Here is an 18,850-nt window from a genome sequence, read left to right as displayed (position 1 = left end):
TTGTTCCGGATCGCGACGCACGTGTCCGCGCGGGTGACGCATCTGAGCGCGCCGGGCGGTGATGTCTACGCGCTTGAGCGGCACGACACCGAACCGGCCATCATGACCGTGAAGTGCTGGCAGTGCGGGGCGACGGTGGCGATCTACGCCGCGTCCCGCAAGGACGTGGCTCGCGAACGGCGCACGTACCTCATCCGTGCCGTACTCACCGCTGCGATCACCTTGGCTGTGGCCATGCTGGTGGCTTGGGCGTTTCGGGCGGGGGCGGGCACTGTGGGCGTCTTCCTGCTCATCGGGGGGTTGATCACCGCGTGGCTGACGTTTGCGAACCTCGGCCACGCCATGCTCAGCCAGGAGTGCGGCGTCACTTACGAGAGCACCGAAGGCTCCGACGTGTTCCATGAGGCTGAATTCGGCTACGGCAACTAGCTGTTGCGGATGGCGGCACTGGGCTTCGCGAGTTCTGGGAATCGCTGGGAAACCCCGTAGGGTGGATGCACTGCGAGACAAGATCGGAGTGCTGCATGGCCGAGCTGTTCATTGGCGGAGAGTGGGTTTCCGCGTTCGCCGGCGCGACGCGGGAGATCCGGTGCCCTGCTGACGGATCGTTGGTCGCGACGGTCGACGAGGCGGACGGCACCGACACCGAGGCGGCGATCGACGCCGCGCGGCGTGCCTTTGACAGCGGCCCGTGGCCCAGTACTCCGGCCAGTGAACGCGGCGATCTGCTGCTCCGCGTCGCCGATCTGATCAGCCGGGACAAGGACGCTTACGCCCGCGCTGAGTCGCTCGACACGGGCAAGCGCTTGGTCGAGAGCGAGTACGACATGGCCGATGTCATCTCGTGCTTCCGGTACTTCGGCAAGCTGGCCGCCAACGAGTCCGGCCGGATCGTGGACGCCGGCAACCCGAACATCGCCAGCAAGATCGTGTACGAGCCGGTTGGTGTTTGTGGACTGATCACCCCGTGGAACTACCCGCTGCTGCAGGCTGTCTGGAAGGTCGCGCCCGCGCTCGCCGCCGGGAACACGTTCGTGCTCAAGCCGAGCGAGCTCACACCGAGCACGGCGATCATGCTGATGCGGACCTTGCAGGAGGCCGGTCTGCCGGATGGGGTGGCGAACCTCGTGCTCGGCGCTGGGGCGATGGCCGGCGCGCCGCTCGCGGAGCATCCGGACGTCGACCTCGTGTCCTTCACCGGTGGGCTCACCACAGGCACCCGGATCGCCGCCGCGGCGGCGGCCACGGTCAAGAAGGTCGCGTTGGAGCTGGGCGGCAAGAACCCGAACATCGTGTTCGCCGACGCCGACTTCGAGACCGCCGCCGACTACGCGATCACCGCGGTGTTCCTGCACTCCGGCCAGGTGTGCTCGGCCGGTGCCCGGTTGATCGTGCAGAACGAGTTGCATGACGAGTTCGTCGACGAGATCGTCCGGCGCACCGAACGGATCCGGTTGGGCGGGCCGTTCGACCCCGAGGCCGAGTCCGGCCCGCTGATTTCCGCCGCTCACCTGGAGAAGATCGAGCACTACGTCGCGGCGGCGATGACCGAGGGCGCGACTTTGCGTACGGGTGGTTGGCGGCCGGAGGAAGAGCGTCTCAAGGACGGTTTCTACTACCTGCCGACGATCCTCACCGACGTCAAGCAGGGCAGCTACGCGGTGCGTGAGGAGGCGTTCGGCCCTGTGCTGACCGTCGAGCGCTTCACCGACGAGGACGACGCGATCCGCATCGCCAACGACACGCACTACGGCTTGGCGGGTGGAGTGTTCACCAAGGACGGTGACAAGGCGCAGCGCGTGGCTTCACGTTTGCGGCACGGCACCATCTGGATCAACGACTACCACCCGTATCTGCCGCAGGCCGAATGGGGCGGCTTCAAGCGCTCCGGCGTCGGCCGGGAACTCGGCCGCGCCGGTTTGGCCGAGTACCAGGAAGCCAAGCACATCTACCAGAACCTGAAGCCCGGGCCGCAGTACTGGTTCAGTCGCCCGGAGTAAGCAAAGCGACTGCCTCGACGTGGTGCGTCATCGGGAAAGCGTCGAAGGCACGCACCGACTCCAACTTGTACCCGTGCAGCATGAACCGGGCCACGTCCCGGCCTAGTGCTGCCGGGTCGCAGGCGACGTAGACAACGCGCGCGGGATGCCGCCCCGCGATGGTGTCGACGACCTCATGCCCGGCGCCTTTTCGGGGCGGGTCGAGCACGACCACCTCCGGGTCCGGCCCGTCGAGCAGCCCTTCCCGCAGCGCGAACTCGACTTTCCGGGACACCGCCGTGACCTGCGGCAGGTCGGCGAGCAGCCGTTCGGAGTCCAATGAGGACTGGCCGGCCTGCTCGACGGCCAGTACCCGGCCTTCCGGTCCGACCTGAGCAGCCAGGACGGACGCGAAAATCCCGACACCGCTGTACAAGTCCCATGCGCACGCGCCCGGCGAGGCCTGTGCCCACTCCCCGACCGCCGCGGCGAGCGTGTCCGCGGCCGCCGGGTGGACCTGCCAGAAGTTGTACGCGTTCATCTCCCAGTGCCTGCCTGCGGCGAACTCGACCGCCGGCTCGCCGTTCCCGGCGACCGCTTTGCGCTGGTAGTGCATCCGGCCTCGGTAGCCGCGCACCAGCTTGAGCTGGCGGGCGTGGATCCGCCCGCTGCCGTCACGGACCAGTTCGAGCTCGCTGTCCTTGGCGAACTCCTGGCCGGCGACCGACTCGACCAAGCCGGGAACCGTGATGGGGCAATGCCCGACGGGGATCACCGCGTGGCTGCGGTGCGGGTGGAAACCGGGCAGCTGGTCGAAGCCGACGGCCATCCGCACGCGAGTACGCCAGCCCAGCAGCCCACCGGTGAGTTCCTCGACGACGACCGGGATGTCCCGGTTGGTCGCTTTGCTGAGGTGCTCGGACACCACAGCGGCCTTCAATTTCCGTTGTGCTTCACCGGAAGCGTGCTGCCAGTCGCAACCACCGCAGGCTCCGGGCCCGGACAACGGACACGGCGGTTCTACCCGATCAGGTGACGCGGTGATGATCTCCACGGCGTCCGCACGGCAGTACGAGCCGCCCTTGTCCTCGGTTACCTCAGCCGTCACGCGTTCGCCCGGCAACGCGTGACGCACAAAGAGAACGCGCCCTTCGTACCGGGCGACGCAGTGCCCGCCGTGGGCTACCGGCCCGACTTCCACGTCGAGCCTGCGGCCCTTCCAGTTCAGCTTTTCCCTGGCGGTCACTTGTTGTCCTCGCCGTGCAGTCCGCGCCGCACTGATCCGGGCGCGATCACGGCCTTGTCGTGCACCTTCTCGGAGGACGCCAGCTGCCACGGCACGCTGGTGACCATCACCCCAGGCTGGAACAGCAACCGCCCCTTGAGCCGCAACGCGCTTTGGTTGTGCAGGAAATGCTCCCACCACCTACCGACAACGTATTCCGGGATGAACACCGTGACCACGTCGCGCGGGTTCTTGGTGCGCATCCGCTTGACGTAGTCCAACACCGGCTTGGTGATCTCCCGGTACGGCGACTCGATCACCTTCAGCGGGATCTTGAACCCGTTGGACTCCCACTCCTTCACCAGCATCCGCGTGTCCCGGTCGTCCACATTGACCGTCACCGCCTCCAGCACGTCCGGCCGGGTGGCCTTGGCGTAAGCCAGCGCGCGCCGGGTCGGCAGGTGCAGTTTGGACACAAGCACGATCGCGTGGTTGCGCGACGGCATCACGGTCGGCCGGCCTTCCTCGGCTTCGCGCAGTTCGTCGGCGACCCGGTCGTAGTGCTTCTTGATCCCGGTCATCAACGCGAAGATGGCCGTCATCGCGGCGATCGCGATCCACGCACCGACAAGGAACTTGGTGATCAGCACGATCACAAGCACGGTCCCGGTCATCGCCAGGCCGAACGCGTTGATCCCCTGCGAACGCCGCATCTTGCGCCGCTCGTTCGGGTCGGTCTCGGTGCGCAGCAGGCGGTTCCAGTGCCGGATCATCCCGCTCTGGCTCAGTGTGAACGAAACGAACACGCCCACGGTGTACAGCGGGATCAGTTTCGTCGGATCCGCTTCGAACGCGATCACCAGCAGGATGGCGAACCCGGCCAGGAACAGGATGCCGTTGGAGAACGCCAGCCGGTCGCCACGGGTGTGCAGCTGGCGCGGCAGGTAGCGGTCCTGCGCCAGGATCGACCCGAGCACCGGGAAGCCGTTGAACGCCGTGTTCGCGGCCAGCACCAGGATCAGCGCGGTGAACACGATGACGAAGAAGTACCCGGGCACGAAATCGGAGAACACCGCCTGCGACAGCTGCGCGATCACGGTCTGCTGCTGGTATCCGGCAGGCGCGTTGGCCAGCTGGGTCTCCGGGTGCTCGGCCAGCACCACACCGGTCAGCTGAGCGAGGTAGATCACGCCCATGAACATGGTCACCGAGATCATGCCGAGCAGGAGCAGCGTGGTGGCCGCGTTGCGGGACTTCGGCTTGCGGAACGCCGGGACACCGTTGGAGATGGCCTCGACACCGGTCAGCGCCGCGCATCCCTGGGTGAACGACCGCAGCACCAGGAACACCAACGCGAAGCCCATCAGGTGGTCGTTCTCGGCGTGCAGCTCAAGGCCCGCACTGGCCGCCCTGACGTCGTCGCCGAGGGCGAGGGTCCGGAAAAAGCCCCAGCCGAGCATCGCGAAGATGCCGATCATGAACGCGTACGTCGGGATGGCGAACGCGGTGCCCGACTCACGGACACCTCTGAGGTTCATCGCGGTCAGCAGCACGATCGCGATGACCGAGAACAGCACCTTGTTGTGCCCGATCCAAGGCACAAGCGCACCAAGGTTCTCAGCAGCGGACGAAATGGACACCGCGACCGTCAGCACGTAGTCCACCAGCAGTGCGCTGGCGACCGTCAGGCCCGCTTTGGGCCCCAGGTTGACCGTGGCGACCTCGTAGTCGCCGCCGCCGCTGGGATAAGCATGCACGTTCTGCCGATAGCTCATGACCACCGTCAGGAGCACGATGATGACGGCAAGACCGATCCACGGCGCGTAGACGAATGAGGCGATCCCGGCGATGCTGAGGGTCAGAAAGATCTCTTGCGGCGCGTACGCGACGCTCGACAGGGCGTCCGAGGCGAACACAGGCAACGCCACCCGTTTGGGCAGCAGCGTGTGGCCAAGGCTGTCGCTGCGAAAGGGCCTACCGACCAGGAGGCGCTTCGCTGCGGTTGAGAACTTCGACACGGGGTCACAGAGTATGTCCTCCCGTCACCCAGGTGGAGCACCGGACGGTAGGTTCTTGCCCGACGAGGCGAGAGATCTTCGAGGAGGCTGGTCGTGCACGTCGTGATCATGGGCTGCGGCCGGGTCGGGTCGTCGCTCGCGGCCGCGCTTGAGCGACTTGGCCACACGGTCGCCGTCATCGACAAGGACGTGCAAGCCTTCCGCAGGCTGAGCCAGGATTTTCACGGCTCGCAGGTGGTCGGGATCGGCTTCGACCGGACCGTGTTGATCAAGGCGGGGATCGAGCGGGCGGGTGCGTTCGCGGCGGTCTCCAGCGGCGACAACTCAAACATCATCTCCGCCAGAGTGGCCAGGGAGACATTCGGCGTCGAGCACGTCGTGGCCCGGATCTACGACGAGAAGCGTGCCGCGGTCTACGAGCGGCTGGGCATCCCGACCGTCGCGACGGTGCCGTGGACCACGGACCGTTTCCTGCGAACGCTGCTTCCGGACGGTGTCGCGTCCGCATGGCGTGAGCCATCGGGCAAGGTCGCAGTGCTGCAGCTGCCTGTGCACGAGTCGTGGGCGGGCAAGCGCGTGAGCGCCCTTGAGGAAGCCACCGGCGCACGTGTGGCGTTCATCATGCGGTTCGGCACGGGTGTGCTTCCCGCCGCCAAGACAGTGGTGCAGGCTGACGACGTGATCTACGTGGCGGCCCTGTCCGGCACGGTCAGCGACGCCACGAACGCGGCGGCGCAGCCACCGGAGGAGGAGAACTGATGCGGGTCGCGATCGCGGGCGCGGGCGCCGTCGGCCGGTCCATCGCCGCCGAGCTCGTGGCGAACGGGCACCAGGTGATGCTGATCGAGCGGCAGGCCTCCCATTTCGAGCCGCACACCGTCGAGCAGGCCGAGTGGGTGCTGGCCGACGCGTGTGAGCTGTCGTCCCTTGAGGACGCAGGCCTGCAGCTGTGCGACGTGGTCATCGCCGCGACCGGCGACGACAAGGTCAACCTCGTGGTCTCGCTGCTGGCCAAGACCGAATTCGCGGTCCGCAGAGTGGTCGCCCGCGTGAACGACCCGGCCAACGAATGGCTGTTCACCGAGGCGTGGGGAGTGGACGTGGCAGTGTCCACACCGCGCATCCTCGCGGCCATGGTCGAGGAGGCGGTCAGCGTCGGCGATGTCGTGCGGCTGCTGACATTGCGCCAGGGCCAGGCCAACCTCGTGGAGATGACCCTGCCGGAGGACACCCCGCTGGCGGGCAAACCGGTCCAGGAGATCTCACTGCCCCGCGACGCGGCGCTAGTGACGATCCTGCGCGGCGGCCGCGTGATCGTGCCGCAGCCGGAGGACACCTTCGAACCGGGCGACGAGCTGTTGTTCGTGGCGGCCGCGAACGTCGAACACGAAATCCGCACTGCCCTGGGCGCATGATCGGATAATGTCGGAAGGGTGTTCGCCCCTTCCGGCAAGATCGAGACGGACCGGCTCTGGCTGCGCGTCTTCACCCCGGCCGACTTCGACGAGCTCTACGACATCCGGTCACGGCCGGTGGTGAACCGGTACCTCTACACCGAGGCGCTCAGCCGGGTGGAGGTCCAGGCCAAACTGGACGAACGGATCGCCAAGATGTCCAGGCTGACGGCGCCGGGCGACTCGTTGATGCTGGCGGTCGTGCGCAAGGACACCGACGCGATGATCGGTGACGTGGTGCTCAACTGGCTGCCGGGCGAGCACCAGCAGGCCGAGATCGGGTACGTGCTGCACCCGGACCACTACGGCCAAGGCTTCGCGACCGAGGCTTCGCGGCCGTTGCTGCGGATCGCGTTCGAGGAGCTGAAGGTCCACCGCGTGATCGGCCGGATCGACGGCCGCAACACGGCGTCCGCGCGGGTGCTGACCAAACTCGGGATGCGCCAGGAAGCGCACTTCCGGGAGAACGAGTTCGTCAAGGGCGAGTGGACCGACGAGATCGTGTTCGCCATCCTCGCCAGCGAATGGCGAGACGGCTAGCACTCCCGTGCGCAGACCAACCGGAGCCCGCCCTCGAGTGGCCAGCCCGCTAACGTTCTGCGCGCGCACCAACTAGAGCCCCCGAGTGACCAGACCGCCAGCCTTCCTGCGTGCACCGATCAGAGCCCGCCCGCAAGTTGCCAGACGGCCCGCGCTTCGGCACGCACATCAACCAGAGCCCATCCGAGTGGCCAAACCGCTAGCACCTTCGCGCGCAGACCAACCGGAGCCGCCCCAAGTGGCCTGACCACCAGCGTTCCTGCACGCACACCAACTAGAGCCCGTCCGCAAGTTGCCAGACCGCTAGCCTTTCTGCGCACACCACCTCGAGTGGCGGTACCGCCAGCGCTTCGGCGCGCACGTCAACCAGAGCCCATCCGAGTGGCTAGACCGCCAGCCTTCCTGCGCACACCAATCAGAGCCCGCCCGCGAGGGGACCCCCTGTTTTCAACGCTACTGGTGGGGATTCGGGAAGGGGAAGCGCGGCGGGAGCTTGGCTGTGGACAACCTCGTTCTGTGGACAATCCCGGCGTTGTGGATCTTGCGGAGGGCGATTTGTCCGACCCGTCCGGTAGCGTGGAATCGGGGGCCGGAGGCCACGTCGACCAACCGGACCTGAAAGCCACGTCGACCGATCCGGGCCGGAGGCCACGCACCGACAGCACGGGCCCGGCCTAGGTCGCGGCCGCCGTGGCCGATAGGCAGCCCCGGGCTATCAGGGGATCAGCACGCTGAGGTCGCGGGCACGTCGCCCTTCAGGTACGTGCTCAGCGGAACGCCCATGGTGGCGCGGAACTCCGCGGTCATGTGGGACTGGTCGTAGTAGCCGCTCTCGGCCGCGAGCTGCGCGCCTTTGCGTGCCCCAGCACGGGAAAGCACCGAACGCACGCGGTTCACCTGGACGTACCGCTTCGGTGACACGCCAACCGCACCGGTGAACAATGTGCGCAGGTGTCGTTCGCTGATGTTCAGGCGGCGCGCGGTTTCCGGCAGTCGTTCCCGGTCCAGCCATCGAGTCGCCTCCCGGACGAGCAAGCCCGCCGGGTTGTCAGACATCCTGGCGGCTAGGGCTTTTTCCATCCGATCGGTTGCATTTCGCGGGTCGGATGTCAGCTCATCGTGTAGTCGTGTGCCGTCCGCGCCCCACAAATCGCTCAGCGGAATCACACGATCGGTCAGTTCGTTGACGGGCACGCCGGTCAACATGCCTGCCCAGCCAGCGTGGAACTGAGCGTTGACGGTGAGCGGGATGTCCTTGTGCGGGAAGTACGACGCGCGGGTGCGCGGACCCATCACGACCAGTTGACTTTCGCCGTTGGGCAACAGCGCGAAGACCAACGATGTACTCGTGCTCGGCAGCCGGGTGAGCGTCGTCCGTCTGCCGGAGAACTCGCACGCGGCGTGGATGTCCCAGGGCTTCACGCTCGCGACGATAGCCGAATCTTCCTAGGTCCTGATCGGACTTCTTGACACCGTGAGACCCATGATTCTGGTTACCGGTGCGACAGGCACCATCGGCAGTCACCTGGTACCGCTACTGGTCGACAGCGGCGCGGAAGTCCGGGTGATGTCACGGCGACAAGGCTTTCGTGCGGACTTCGAAGACGCCGACTCGCTGAAACGAGCCGTCGACGGCGTCGACACGGTCTTCCTGTTGTCCGCTCCTGGCAAGACCGCCGAGCACGACTTGGCGTTGCTGGACGTGGCACAGCACGTCCGCAAGGTCGTGAAGATCTCCGCGATCCACACCGGCACTCCTGGCTTCGAGCTGACCAGCAGCTGGCACCTGCCTGGCGAGGAGGCACTGCGGTCGAGCGGTCTGATGTGGACGATTCTGCGGCCGACGACGTTCGCGTCGAACGCGTTGGTCTGGCTGCCGCAAATCGAAGCCGGTGAACCGATTCCGAGTTACTGCGGCGACGGCACCAACGGCGTGGTCGATCCCCGGGACATCGCCGCGGTCGCCGCGAAGGCGTTGCTGACCGACGACCACGACAAACAGACGTACACGCTGACCGGCCCGCAGCTGTTGAGCACCCCGCAACAGGTCGAAATCCTCAGCGAGGTCCTTGGCACAACACTGACGACCATCGACATTTCACCCGATCAGGCACGTGTATCGATGCTGGCGCAGGGTATGTCCCCCGAATCGGTCGATTTCATGCTCAAAGGTTTCGAGATCGTCCGCAACGGCGGCAACGCGGTGGTGACCGACCACGTGGAGCGTGTCCTCGGCCGGCCACCAGCCACGTTCAAGGACTGGGCTCAGGACACCCTGAACACGTTGGCCGCCAAGTCATAGCGCGGCACGTCGGTGTTGCGGGCGATCACGTCGCCGAGGTTCTGCCGGTAGTCGATGCCGTACTTGTGCTTGATCATCGTGAGCACGGGATCGTTGCCGTAGAAGAACCTGTCGCCGTCTCGCAGATCCTCGAACTGCTTTTGCCAGATGGCGGTCTGCAGTTCACCGAACTCGCGGCCGGGCGCCTTCGGTTCGGCGACCATGCCGACGAAGGCGTCCAGCTTGGCAACGTCGCCGTACAAGGCCTTCAGCCGCGCGGCCGTGGTGGTCCTGCGCTCACCGGTCACGGCCTCTTCGCTACCCGCCGGGACTTCGCGTCCGTTCTTGTCGCGCAATCGGATGAAATCCAACGAGTCCGGGTCGTTGATCTCGTTGCCGGGATCCAACTCGGGGTCGGCGGGGAACGACTCGGTCGCTTCCCCGGTGATCGCCTGGAACGAAGTCTTCGGCGAAAGGCCGTATGTCGCGCGCAGTTGCTGGTACGTCGGCATGCCGTGGTCACGACCGCGCTCGATGTCCACCGCGGTGATGTCGAAGATGATCGTGGTTCCCGGAACGCTGAACGGGATGCTGCGGATCAGTTCCCCCATCTGCTCGTCCGACGCGGCGGCGGGATACCGGCCGAGCCCTTGCAGCACCGGCCCGAGGCGCAGTTCCTCGAACAGGTCCGGGTTGAACGGTGCCTCGGCGGCGGTCATCGTGAGCTCGACGGTGTCACCGACCAGTTTCACCACGGCTCCCTTGGCCCGCAACGCATCCAGCTGCGCCGGGGTGTAGCGCGAAGCGGGCACCTTCAGCCGGATGTCGTCGTGGATCATGCTGTGCGCGCCGCGATATCCGACGGTCGCGAACTCGTTGCCCAGCGTCGCGTTCACGTCCGGCTTGTACCCGTGGTACGGCTTGAGGTGCACGCCGAGCGTGGGCAGGAATTCGTTGTAGGTGATGTACTGCTGCGTCGCGATCACCACGCGCCGGGCGATCTGGAACTTCACCTCTTCGGGTAGAGATTTCGGCAACCGGTCCACGATCCTGTTGTGTTCACGGGCGAACAGCGTCTGCACGGCCAGCAGACCAGTGTTCTCGTTGGCTCGTCCGTCGCCCGCGACCATGCCGTTGCCACGCATCCGCCCGGCGCCGTCGTCCGCCCCAGGAGCCGTGCTGATGTCGCCACGCGCGTCCCGCCTCGGCAGATTTCCCCCTGGCATCAACAGTTTCGCACTGTTGTTGGCCATGTTGCCGTCGACCGGACCCTCGCGCATCCACTCCAGGCGGTCGGCCGTGCCGTAGACCGCGAACGCGTCGATGTATGAACCCAGCGCGTTCACCTGTTCGCGTGGTTTGTCCACGCCAGTTCCATCGATCGGCTTGCTTCGCCCGAACGGCACGACATCCAGACCACTCGGAAAACTCTCCAACGGATCTTTCTGGTCGTACGGAATGCCTCCCGGCGGAGCGCTCGGATCGCCCACACGTAAACCGAAAGTGTGATCCACGAACTGGCCCCACGCGGTCGCCCACTGGCTCACGCCACGCGGGGACGACAACCGCTGACCGGCGTCGTTGAACACGCGATTGCTGATGTAGCGGGCATTCGGGCCACCAAACGGCGCCCCGATCCCGTCGGTGTAGTGCGCGGGCCCCACCCGCAGATAGGCCCCGCCTGCCTTGCCCCAATCCGGATGTGCGCGGTTGTTCCCGCTGCCGTCAAGGCTTTGGTACTCGAAGCCGGTGCTCGCCTCGGCGGCACCGGATGCGAGCAAGCCGGTGACGACAACCAGGCCGGCCACGGTTTTGCTGGCTGATCTCCTCATGGCGCCAGCGTCGCGGAGTCACCGCCCCGGCCACATCCGGTGAGGCTCCGATTAATCCCGTAATACCTCAGGGGGACTCTTGGGCCGGGGTGTCGTACTTCGCGCGTAGCTCACGCTCGACGGTCTCGCTCTCCGCCTTCTCGGCTTCCTCACGAGCCTTGTCGCGCTTGTCCACGCGGCGCACCGCCCAGACCGTCACCAGCAACGCGATCGCGGTGAGCGGATAGCCCATGGCGATACGCGCGACGCCGAGCAACGTCGTCTCGTCAGCGTTGTACAGCCACTGCTGCACGACCACGCGCGAGGCGAAGACCAGCGTCCACGCCGCGGTCGCGATGTCGTAGTCCCGCCGTGATTTCGGGTCCTTGCGCCAGCCGAGCCCGTGCCCGTTGAGCGTCGACCAGATCACGCCGACCAGCGGCCACCGGACGAACATCGAGACCAGGAACGACCCTCCGAGCACGCCGGAGACCCAGATGCCGTACAGGAAGAAGCCCTTGGCCTCGCCGACCCGGTAGGCGATAAAGGCCGCGATCGCCACGCCGAAGATGCCCGAGACCGCGGGCATCAACTGCTCTTTGCGGATGATCCGGATCACCGCGATCAGCACCGCGGCGCCCACCGCGCTCCAGATCGCCGGACCCATGCTGGTCGCCCAGTTCACGATCACGAAAACGGCGACCGGGATGGAGGCCGAGATGAACCCGACCATCCCGCCCATCTGTTCCCAGAGCGTCGGCATCGGCTTCTCGGCCGGGTCTACCTGCTCAGCCCGCGCGGCCTTCTCGGACTCTGGCTTGGGCGTCTCATCAGTCATGTAGTCGTCTGCAGCTCGTAGTAGGGGTTGTAGAGGACCTTGCGGCCGTCCCGCACCGCGATCCGGCCTTTCGCCTTCACCGTCCTGCCCGGTTCGATACCGGGAATCCGCCGTCGGCCGAGCCAGACTAATGTCACACCCTCGGTTCCGTCGAACAGCTCGGCCTCCAGCGTGGCGACCGCGTCACCCGGCGAGAGCTCGACGCTGCGCAGCCTGCCCAGCACCGTCACCTCCTGGCCGGAGCGGCAGTCGCACGCCTTGATGGCGCCGCTCGCCTCAACGCTGGCGGACAGGTCATCGGCGTCCAGCTCTTCGACGTCGCTGGTCAGCTTGCGGACAAGACGGCGAAAATATCCGTCCCCCTTGTCGACACCCATGCCTGCTCCTCAATGGTGGGATCGGCCCCGACTCCGACCCGTGCACAATCAAGCGTAACCGTAGGCAGGAGGCCGGAACCGTGTCAGTACACCAACGTCAGGTGGGGGTTGGGCGTTCCCTGTCGGACACGATTCAGACCGCGATTCTTCTGCCAGGTACGGCCTCGGATGAGGTTTTTGTCCGGTCAGTGTTCGAAGGTCCGCTTCGTACGATCGGTATTCAGTTGGTCGCGCCCCGCCCGGTACCCGGGAAAACGCTGGCCGAAACGCATCTGAAGGCATTGGATGACCTTTCTGGCGAGCCGGTTCTCGCCGGGGGGATCTCGCTGGGAGCACACCTCGCGGTGGAGTGGGCGCTGGCCAACCCAGGACGATGCGCCGGGTTGCTGCTCGCCCTCCCGGCGTGGAATGGGTCACCCGGGAATGCACCCGCTGCCGTCTCGGCGCGGCTGAGCGCGCAGGCGGTACGTAAGTACGGTGTCGACGCGACCCTCGCCACAGTTGACGCCGAGCCGTGGCTGGCGGCTGAGTTGTCCCGTGCGTGGCGACGGGCCGAACCGGGCTTGGCGGATTCGTTGGACGTGGCGGCGACGCGACCCGCACCCGAATTGACCGAATTGGCCCAGATCACCGTGCCGACGGGAATTGCTGGGTGTTCGGACGACCCGGTCCACCCGATCGGTGTCGCGCAGCGTTGGGCATCGACCATCCCCAACGCCCGGCTGTGCACAACAACGTTGCGCGCCTTGGGGAATGATCGTGAATCGCTTGGCCGCGCGACGGTTCTCGCGTGGCTCAGGGCCATCGGCATCACGCGTTTGGAGCAGCCGAGCTAACCGGCGTTGCTCCGAATCGGCGAAACCGGAGTGGTCGAAGAGTGGTAATCACGCGCAGGTCTTGTCCGGCCACACTGTGTTGCACGAGCCTTCCGCGGCGTGAGCATCTACCTGAGCGGCGCGTTGTGGATCATTGGCGCGGGTGTGGTCGCCGCACTGGTCGCGGTCCTCGTCCACCGGATACCGGCAACCGTCGGGCTGAGCGGGAACAACGAAGTCGCCGGACAGGTGTTCACGATCGTCGCGGGTCTGCACGCGGTGCTGCTGGCGTTCGTGCTGATTTCCTTATTCGACGGCGTGAGCGCGGCGCAGGGCGATTCGCAGCGGGAAGCCAACAACCTGGTCGCGGTGTCCTGGTCGGCCGAAGCGCTGCAGGAACCGGTGAGCACGAAGGTCCGCCAGATCACGATGGAGTACTCCAACACGGTCGTCAGCCAGGAATGGCCGCAGATGAGCGACCGGGGCACGGTCAACAGCACGGCAGGCTGGCAGCAGCTCGAGCAATTGCGCGACACCATCGCCCACGCGCCGACCACACCGGACGACCCATGGCAGGAAAGCCGTAAGGCCGCGGCCACCGACCAGTTATGGGAGGTCTACCAAGCCAGGCAGGCCCGGCTGGACGCGGCCGCGGGCGGCGGCGTGAGCACGGTGGTCTGGTTCGCGTTGCTGATCGGCAGCGTGATGGTGATGGGCCTGATCTACTTGCACGGCGGGCCGAAAGTGCTCTCGCACGCGTTGATCTCCGGCACCCTCGCGGCCGCGATCACGTTGCTGCTGTTCGCGATCTACCAGTTGCAGAACCCGTTCAGCGGCGGCGCCGCGGTCGGCCCGGACGCGTTCACCGCCGTGCTGGACCGGCTGAACTGATGCGACTGCCCAGTCTGGCGTTGGCCGCTTCGATCGTGATGGCGAGTGGCCTGACCGGCTCCGGTTCCGCCCGCGCGGCCGACGGCGAGTGCGACGCCTTCGAGGTGTACACCCCGAAACACGGCTCGATGTCCACTTTGGTCAGGCTCGCGCTGCCGGAGGGCCGAGGGGCGGAGCTGCGCAAGTTCTCCAACGAGCTCAACGCGATCGGTTACTCACGAAGCCAGAACCTGTTGTACGGCGTATCGACCCGTTCGCACGTGGTGACGCTCGATCGCGGTGGTACGGCGGTCGACCGGGGCAAAGTGCGCGGCATCGGCGACGCGACCGCGGGAGCCATCTCGGGGTCGACCCTGTTCCTGCGTGACGGCCTGAAGCTGGTGTCGTTGGACATCAACCCGGCGAGCCCGACGTACTTGCAGATCACCAGGACGAAGTGGCTGTCGTGGCTCGCGCACGTCGACGACTGGGATTTCGGTTCGGACGCGTTGCTGTACGGCGTGACAAGCGTCGGCATGGTCGTCAGCGTCGATCCGTTGACCGGCAAGGTCCGTGTGGTGGCCAAGCCTTCCGGGTTGCCGGTCGGGACGTACGGCGCGGTGCTGATGGCTCCTGGCCGGATCCTGTACGCGATCGTCAACCGGTCGCACGGCAAGAGCCGGCTGTACCGGATTCCGTTGAACGCACCGAAGAACACCGTTGAGGTGGCGGCCTTCGCGCCCGCCGACACCACGGACGCGGCCGGCTGCCTGACCCCGCCGCCCGTTGTCGAGCCACCAGCCCCGCCACCCCAACCACCGCCTCCGCCCCCGCCACCCCCGTCCCAACGGCCCACTCCGCCAAGGACAAGCACCCCGCGTCCGACGACGACCACTCCGCCGCCACCGCCTGTGCGGCAGGTGATCCAGCCGCCGCCACCGCCATCACCGCCCCCGGCACCGACGACGACAAAGACTCGCAAGAGCCCGCCGCCGTCCGCCAAACCCGTTGCGGCGCCGAGGAAACCGGACACGGAGAAGAAGCGGCGCTGGGCGATAACCACTGTGGTGCTGATCATCGGCGCCAGCGCCGCGGTCGCGGCAGCCGCACGACACCGTTAGGCGTCCGGCGCCACAAGCTCCGGCAGTGTGCGGTCGAACAGGTCCGCGAAGGTCAACGTGGGCAGGACATGCCCCTGCTTGTGGGCACTGTCCGCCACGTTGTACCCCCACTCGACGGCGCGCAGCCGTTGGCTGGGCGTGCCGTGGTGGCTGACGGCAGCGAACCCGCAGTCACCGAGCTGGAAGAAGATCTGCTCGAACTGCTGCACCCGCTTCCACTGCATCGTCGCGCCCCTGGCGTGCGTCAGGTAGTACGAACCGAACGCGTCCGCCATCAACTCGGTCCGCCGGGTGGCTTCCGGGCCGGTCAGATCCGACTCGAACAGGTTGCGCCTGAACTGGATGTGGTGGCCGTACTCGTGGGCGAAGATGGCCTTCGCGCTCACGTCGCCGAGGCCCACGGCGGCGAACCCGGCGAGCACGCCGTCACCCATCAGGATCTCGTCGGGGATGACTCCGACGCCCGGGATCTCCAGTCCGCCTTGCTGAGCGAACGCGTTGAAACTGAAGAACGGATGCCTGCCGTGGTCGAACTGCGGCTGGTCGTAGATGGTGACCAACGCGGCGGCCACCGGGTCGATCGTCTGCGGCGGCAGGCCGAACAGCAGTTGCAGCACTCTGGACAGCCGGGGCTGGCTGAGCAGGATCGTGCTGTTGAGCGGGGCGACCTTGATCGTGCTGCCGTCGATGTCCCAGAACGTCTTCAGATCGCGGAAGACGGTCGTGATGTCCTGTGTGTACTCGCCGTTGAGCCCGAAGCTCGTGCCCGCGGGGAACAGCACCGCGTCAAGCACGACCAACTGCTGCCCGAGGTTGGCGTACCCGCGATCCACCGACGTCCAGTCCGCGACCTGGCCGGCGAGCCAGGTCCGCACCGGCGTCGCAGCCGAACACTGGTAGTCGTCCGGGTTGATCACGTCGCCGGTCAACTCGTCGTGGTCGACACCGAGACGGGCGGCGAAGTCGTCGACCCGCGCCCAGTCGAGCGCTTCGACGGTCTGCCGGGCTTGGTCGGCCGGGGTGGCGTGCGCCGGTACCGCTGTCACACCGACGCCGAGCACTACGGCGAAGACGATCCCGCGCAGCGCTTGTTTCAACGTTCTCACACTGGCTCCTGAACTCCCGCCCCCGTGGACAAGGTGCGGCCAGTATCAGCAGCTGGTGGCCATGATGGACAGATCCGCGGCTGTCGGAAACCGGCATGACGGGAACATGAAGCCCCCGCGCGCCAAGGCCGGCTCGGCGCGCGAGCCGGAGAGTCAGCCGCCCTGGGCCGCGATGTGCTGGGCGATCTCGTCGGGCAGTTCGATCGGCAACGGCAGGCCGACGGGCATCGGCTGCGTGCCACGGACCACGACCGCGCCGCGGATCAGCGACCGCAGGCCGTGCGCGGCCTGCGCGGACTGCTCCGGCGGGCCCGCGACGACGCCGCGCAGCATCCACCGGGGTCCGTTCACGCCGACGAACCGCAACGACATCTCGTTCAGGTTGGCCATCAGCTCCTGGCCCCACTCGCCTGACGCGCTGCGCACCTGGGCGCCGTTGGCCTTCAGTTCGTTGGCCAGGTCGCCGCAGACCTCTTCCCAGAGACCGCCTGACTTCGGTGCGGCGTACGCGGTGACGGTCATCTGGCCGCTCGGCGTCATGACGTGCACCGCCTTCACCACGCCTGGCTGCTCCATCTCCACCTGCAGCTGCGCGCCGTCCGGCACGGGCAGCAGCACGGAGCCGAGGTCCAGTCGCGGCAGGCCGTCGTCCGGCGGCTCTTCGTCGAACGGTCCGGACATAGACGCCAAATCGCCCTGGACGGCCCCCTCCGCCGAGTCCTCCTCGGCGTAGTCCTCGCCGTCGAAGTCGTCATAGTCCTCGGCAGGCTCGTCGTTCTTGGCTCGGCGCCGCCCGAAAAGTGCCACTATTCCTCCGTCTTCCCGCGTGTGGACGCGAGAACCGCATGCCCACCGGTCGACCCGTACCCGCCCGCGCCGCGCGCCGAGTCGCCCAGTTCTTCCACCTCTTGGAATACCGCATGTTCGACCCGCTGCACGACCAGTTGTGCGATCCGGTCGCCCCGGCTGAGCCGGATCGGCTCACGCAGGTCGTGGTTGATCAGACAGACCTTGATCTCGCCCCGGTACCCGGAGTCGATCGTGCCCGGCGTGTTCACCACGCTCAGGCCCACTCTGGCGGCGAGGCCGGACCTCGGGTGCACGAAAGCCGCGTAGCCGTCCGGCAACGCGATGGCCACCCCGGTGCCGACGATGGCGCGCTCACCCGGCGCGATCTCGACGTCCGACGTGGTCACCAGATCAGCCCCGGCGTCGCCGGGCCGGGCATAGGACGGGATGGGCACACCCGGGTCGAGCCGGGAAATCAGGACCTGCACGCTGGGCACGAGCGGCGAGACTACCCTGGTGGCGTGCCGGACACCTCGCTTGCCCATTCCGAACGGCTCTCGGTCTCCTGGTGGAGCTGGCCGATGCCGATGATCGGCGCGGCGCTGATGGCGGCCACCGTGCACCTGGGCTACCAGGGAATCCGGTCCTGGCTGCCGTACGTGATCTTGCTGCCGCTGATGGCGTTCCTGCTGTTCTGGGCGGGCCGCGCCAAGGTCAAGGTGGCCGACGGCGAACTGTGGGTCGCTGACGCGCACCTGCCGTTGAAGTTCGTCGGCGAGGTGGAGGTGCTCGGCGTGCACGACAAGCGCCGCGCGCTGGGACGTGATCTCGACCCGGCCGCGTTCGTACTGCACCGCGGCTGGATACCGACCGCTCTGCGGGTTCATCTCACCGACCCGGACGACCCCACGCCGTACTGGATCTTCTCCACCCGCTCCCCCGAGAAACTCGCCGCGCTGCTGCGGCAGCACGCCACCCAGACATAGCGGGACGCCCCGCTTGCCCAGACAGCCGATCCAGACACAGCCAGGTACCTGGCTCACGAGGCCAGGTACCCGGATCGGATATCTCTTCGTTCTTCTTGGTCGACGCCCGGTCTCAGGCGCAGTCGCGGCAGACGTACAGGCCGTCGCGCTCTTCGGCCAGCCTGCTGCGGTGGTGGACCAGGAAGCAGTGCGAGCACGTGAACTCGTCGGCCTGCTTCGGAATCACCTTGACGGTCAGGTCCTCGCCGGACAAGCCGGACAAATCGGCACCGGGGAGCTCGAAGTTCTCAGCGGTATCCGACTCGTCGACGTCGACAACACCGGACTGCGTCTCGTTGCGGCGCGCCTTCAACTCCTCAAGGGAGTCCTCGGCGAGGTCGTCAGCCTCGCTGCGGCGAGGAGCGTCGTAGTCGGTCGCCATCTTGTTTCACCCCTGCGGTCATATCATCACCATGCACTCGTGCCGCTGGACAACGTTCCAGGGCCCGATTTTGTGCCCGCCATTGGAGTGACGGACGTCTCCCCTGGTCGCGGGAGGATTTCTGGCCAACCGAATCGATTCGGCCTTCAGTCTTCGGCGACCGGAGCGCGCAGAGGGTAGCCCATCTCACGCCCGTTCAGTCAACGCATCACCCATCCG

20 protein-coding genes are annotated in these 18,850 nt (G+C 66.8%); 10 read left to right on the top strand and 10 right to left on the bottom strand.

Going from position 1 to position 18,850, the window contains the following annotated elements; translation table 11 throughout:
- Positions 1–429, top strand: a complete 429-nt coding sequence (locus tag B9C43_RS39945; RefSeq protein ID WP_033392678.1) for a hypothetical protein — start codon at positions 1–3, stop codon at positions 427–429.
- Positions 430–524: 95 nt separating this feature from the next.
- Positions 525–2,000, top strand: coding sequence for an aldehyde dehydrogenase family protein (locus tag B9C43_RS39940; RefSeq protein ID WP_084432597.1), 1,476 nt, complete (start codon positions 525–527; stop codon positions 1,998–2,000).
- On the opposite strand, the gene B9C43_RS39935 is transcribed toward B9C43_RS39940, so the two are convergent.
- The gene (locus tag B9C43_RS39935; protein ID WP_084432595.1) at positions 1,984–3,225 is read right to left on the bottom strand and encodes a class I SAM-dependent RNA methyltransferase; all 1,242 of its coding nucleotides are present in this window, start codon (positions 3,223–3,225) and stop codon (positions 1,984–1,986) included. The two genes, B9C43_RS39940 and B9C43_RS39935, sit on opposite strands and share 17 nt — an antisense overlap.
- Entirely contained in the window at positions 3,222–5,222 is a 2,001-nt protein-coding gene (locus B9C43_RS39930; RefSeq protein WP_033392682.1) for an APC family permease, read from the bottom strand. The genes B9C43_RS39935 and B9C43_RS39930 overlap by 4 nt, the downstream gene beginning before the upstream one ends.
- A gap of 93 nt (positions 5,223–5,315) precedes the next feature.
- Between B9C43_RS39930 and B9C43_RS39925 the strand changes: the two genes are divergently transcribed.
- The 3 genes from B9C43_RS39925 to B9C43_RS39915 are packed head-to-tail and all read left to right on the top strand — an operon-like array spanning position 5,316 to position 7,216.
- A complete protein-coding gene (locus tag B9C43_RS39925; protein WP_033392683.1) occupies positions 5,316–5,981 on the top strand; it encodes a potassium channel family protein in 666 nt (221 codons plus the stop codon).
- Complete coding sequence (locus B9C43_RS39920; protein ID WP_084432593.1) at positions 5,981–6,637, top strand: potassium channel family protein; 657 nt, start codon at positions 5,981–5,983, stop codon at positions 6,635–6,637. The genes B9C43_RS39925 and B9C43_RS39920 overlap by 1 nt, the downstream gene beginning before the upstream one ends.
- Before the next feature lie 18 nt (positions 6,638–6,655).
- On the top strand, positions 6,656–7,216 hold the full coding sequence (locus B9C43_RS39915; RefSeq protein WP_084432591.1) for a GNAT family N-acetyltransferase: 561 nt from the start codon (positions 6,656–6,658) through the stop codon (positions 7,214–7,216).
- 723 nt (positions 7,217–7,939) lie between these two features.
- On the opposite strand, the gene B9C43_RS39910 is transcribed toward B9C43_RS39915, so the two are convergent.
- Positions 7,940–8,638 (bottom strand): helix-turn-helix domain-containing protein, encoded by a 699-nt coding sequence (locus B9C43_RS39910; RefSeq protein WP_084432589.1) that lies wholly within the window; start codon positions 8,636–8,638, stop codon positions 7,940–7,942.
- A 61-nt stretch (positions 8,639–8,699) separates the two neighbouring features.
- On the opposite strand from B9C43_RS39910, the gene B9C43_RS39905 reads away from it, so the two are divergent.
- Positions 8,700–9,518 carry an SDR family oxidoreductase gene (locus tag B9C43_RS39905; protein ID WP_084432587.1) on the top strand — a complete coding sequence of 273 codons (819 nt, stop codon included), beginning with the start codon at positions 8,700–8,702 and terminating at the stop codon, positions 9,516–9,518.
- On the opposite strand, the gene B9C43_RS39900 is transcribed toward B9C43_RS39905, so the two are convergent.
- The 3 genes from B9C43_RS39900 to B9C43_RS39890 all read right to left on the bottom strand — a co-directional run bounded on the left by B9C43_RS39900 (position 9,482) and on the right by B9C43_RS39890 (position 12,523).
- Positions 9,482–11,329, bottom strand: a complete 1,848-nt coding sequence (locus tag B9C43_RS39900) for a peroxidase family protein (protein ID WP_084432585.1) — start codon at positions 11,327–11,329, stop codon at positions 9,482–9,484. The genes B9C43_RS39905 and B9C43_RS39900 overlap by 37 nt on opposite strands.
- A gap of 67 nt (positions 11,330–11,396) precedes the next feature.
- Positions 11,397–12,146, bottom strand: a complete 750-nt coding sequence (locus B9C43_RS39895; protein ID WP_084432583.1) for a DUF3159 domain-containing protein — start codon at positions 12,144–12,146, stop codon at positions 11,397–11,399.
- A complete protein-coding gene (locus B9C43_RS39890; RefSeq protein ID WP_033392686.1) occupies positions 12,143–12,523 on the bottom strand; it encodes an OB-fold nucleic acid binding domain-containing protein in 381 nt (126 codons plus the stop codon). The genes B9C43_RS39895 and B9C43_RS39890 overlap by 4 nt, the downstream gene beginning before the upstream one ends.
- A 188-nt stretch (positions 12,524–12,711) precedes the next feature.
- On the opposite strand from B9C43_RS39890, the gene B9C43_RS39885 reads away from it, so the two are divergent.
- The 3 genes from B9C43_RS39885 (at position 12,712) to B9C43_RS57035 (ending at position 15,329) form a co-directional block, all read left to right on the top strand.
- Positions 12,712–13,359, top strand: coding sequence for an alpha/beta fold hydrolase (locus B9C43_RS39885; protein WP_327224378.1), 648 nt, complete (start codon positions 12,712–12,714; stop codon positions 13,357–13,359).
- Between the two features lie 99 nt (positions 13,360–13,458).
- A complete protein-coding gene (locus tag B9C43_RS39880; protein WP_033392687.1) occupies positions 13,459–14,229 on the top strand; it encodes a bestrophin-like domain in 771 nt (256 codons plus the stop codon).
- Complete coding sequence (locus tag B9C43_RS57035; protein WP_160097020.1) at positions 14,229–15,329, top strand: DUF6923 family protein; 1,101 nt, start codon at positions 14,229–14,231, stop codon at positions 15,327–15,329. The genes B9C43_RS39880 and B9C43_RS57035 overlap by 1 nt, the downstream gene beginning before the upstream one ends.
- On the opposite strand, the gene B9C43_RS39865 is transcribed toward B9C43_RS57035, so the two are convergent.
- The 3 genes from B9C43_RS39865 to dut all read right to left on the bottom strand — a co-directional run bounded on the left by B9C43_RS39865 (position 15,326) and on the right by dut (position 17,721).
- Complete coding sequence (locus B9C43_RS39865) at positions 15,326–16,435, bottom strand: hypothetical protein (RefSeq protein ID WP_084432574.1); 1,110 nt, start codon at positions 16,433–16,435, stop codon at positions 15,326–15,328. The two genes, B9C43_RS57035 and B9C43_RS39865, sit on opposite strands and share 4 nt — an antisense overlap.
- A 153-nt stretch (positions 16,436–16,588) precedes the next feature.
- On the bottom strand, positions 16,589–17,242 hold the full coding sequence (locus tag B9C43_RS39860; RefSeq protein ID WP_084432572.1) for a DUF3710 domain-containing protein: 654 nt from the start codon (positions 17,240–17,242) through the stop codon (positions 16,589–16,591).
- On the bottom strand, positions 17,242–17,721 hold the full coding sequence (dut, locus tag B9C43_RS39855) for a dUTP diphosphatase (RefSeq protein ID WP_033391375.1): 480 nt from the start codon (positions 17,719–17,721) through the stop codon (positions 17,242–17,244). Before dut ends, B9C43_RS39860 begins: the two co-directional genes overlap by 1 nt.
- 24 nt (positions 17,722–17,745) lie before the next feature.
- On the opposite strand from dut, the gene B9C43_RS39850 reads away from it, so the two are divergent.
- Entirely contained in the window at positions 17,746–18,210 is a 465-nt protein-coding gene (locus B9C43_RS39850) for a DUF3093 domain-containing protein (protein ID WP_084432569.1), read from the top strand.
- A 112-nt stretch (positions 18,211–18,322) separates the two neighbouring features.
- Here B9C43_RS39850 and B9C43_RS39845 read toward each other — a convergent pair whose 3' ends face one another.
- Positions 18,323–18,631, bottom strand: a complete 309-nt coding sequence (locus tag B9C43_RS39845; RefSeq protein ID WP_033391377.1) for a DUF4193 domain-containing protein — start codon at positions 18,629–18,631, stop codon at positions 18,323–18,325.
- Positions 18,632–18,850: the final 219 nt, after the last annotated feature.

Source organism: Kibdelosporangium aridum (assembly GCF_900176515.1).
GTDB classification, from domain to species: domain Bacteria; phylum Actinomycetota; class Actinomycetes; order Mycobacteriales; family Pseudonocardiaceae; genus Kibdelosporangium; species Kibdelosporangium aridum.
Note: the sequence above shows the minus strand (reverse complement) of the source record. Positions and strands in the feature narration are given on the sequence as shown.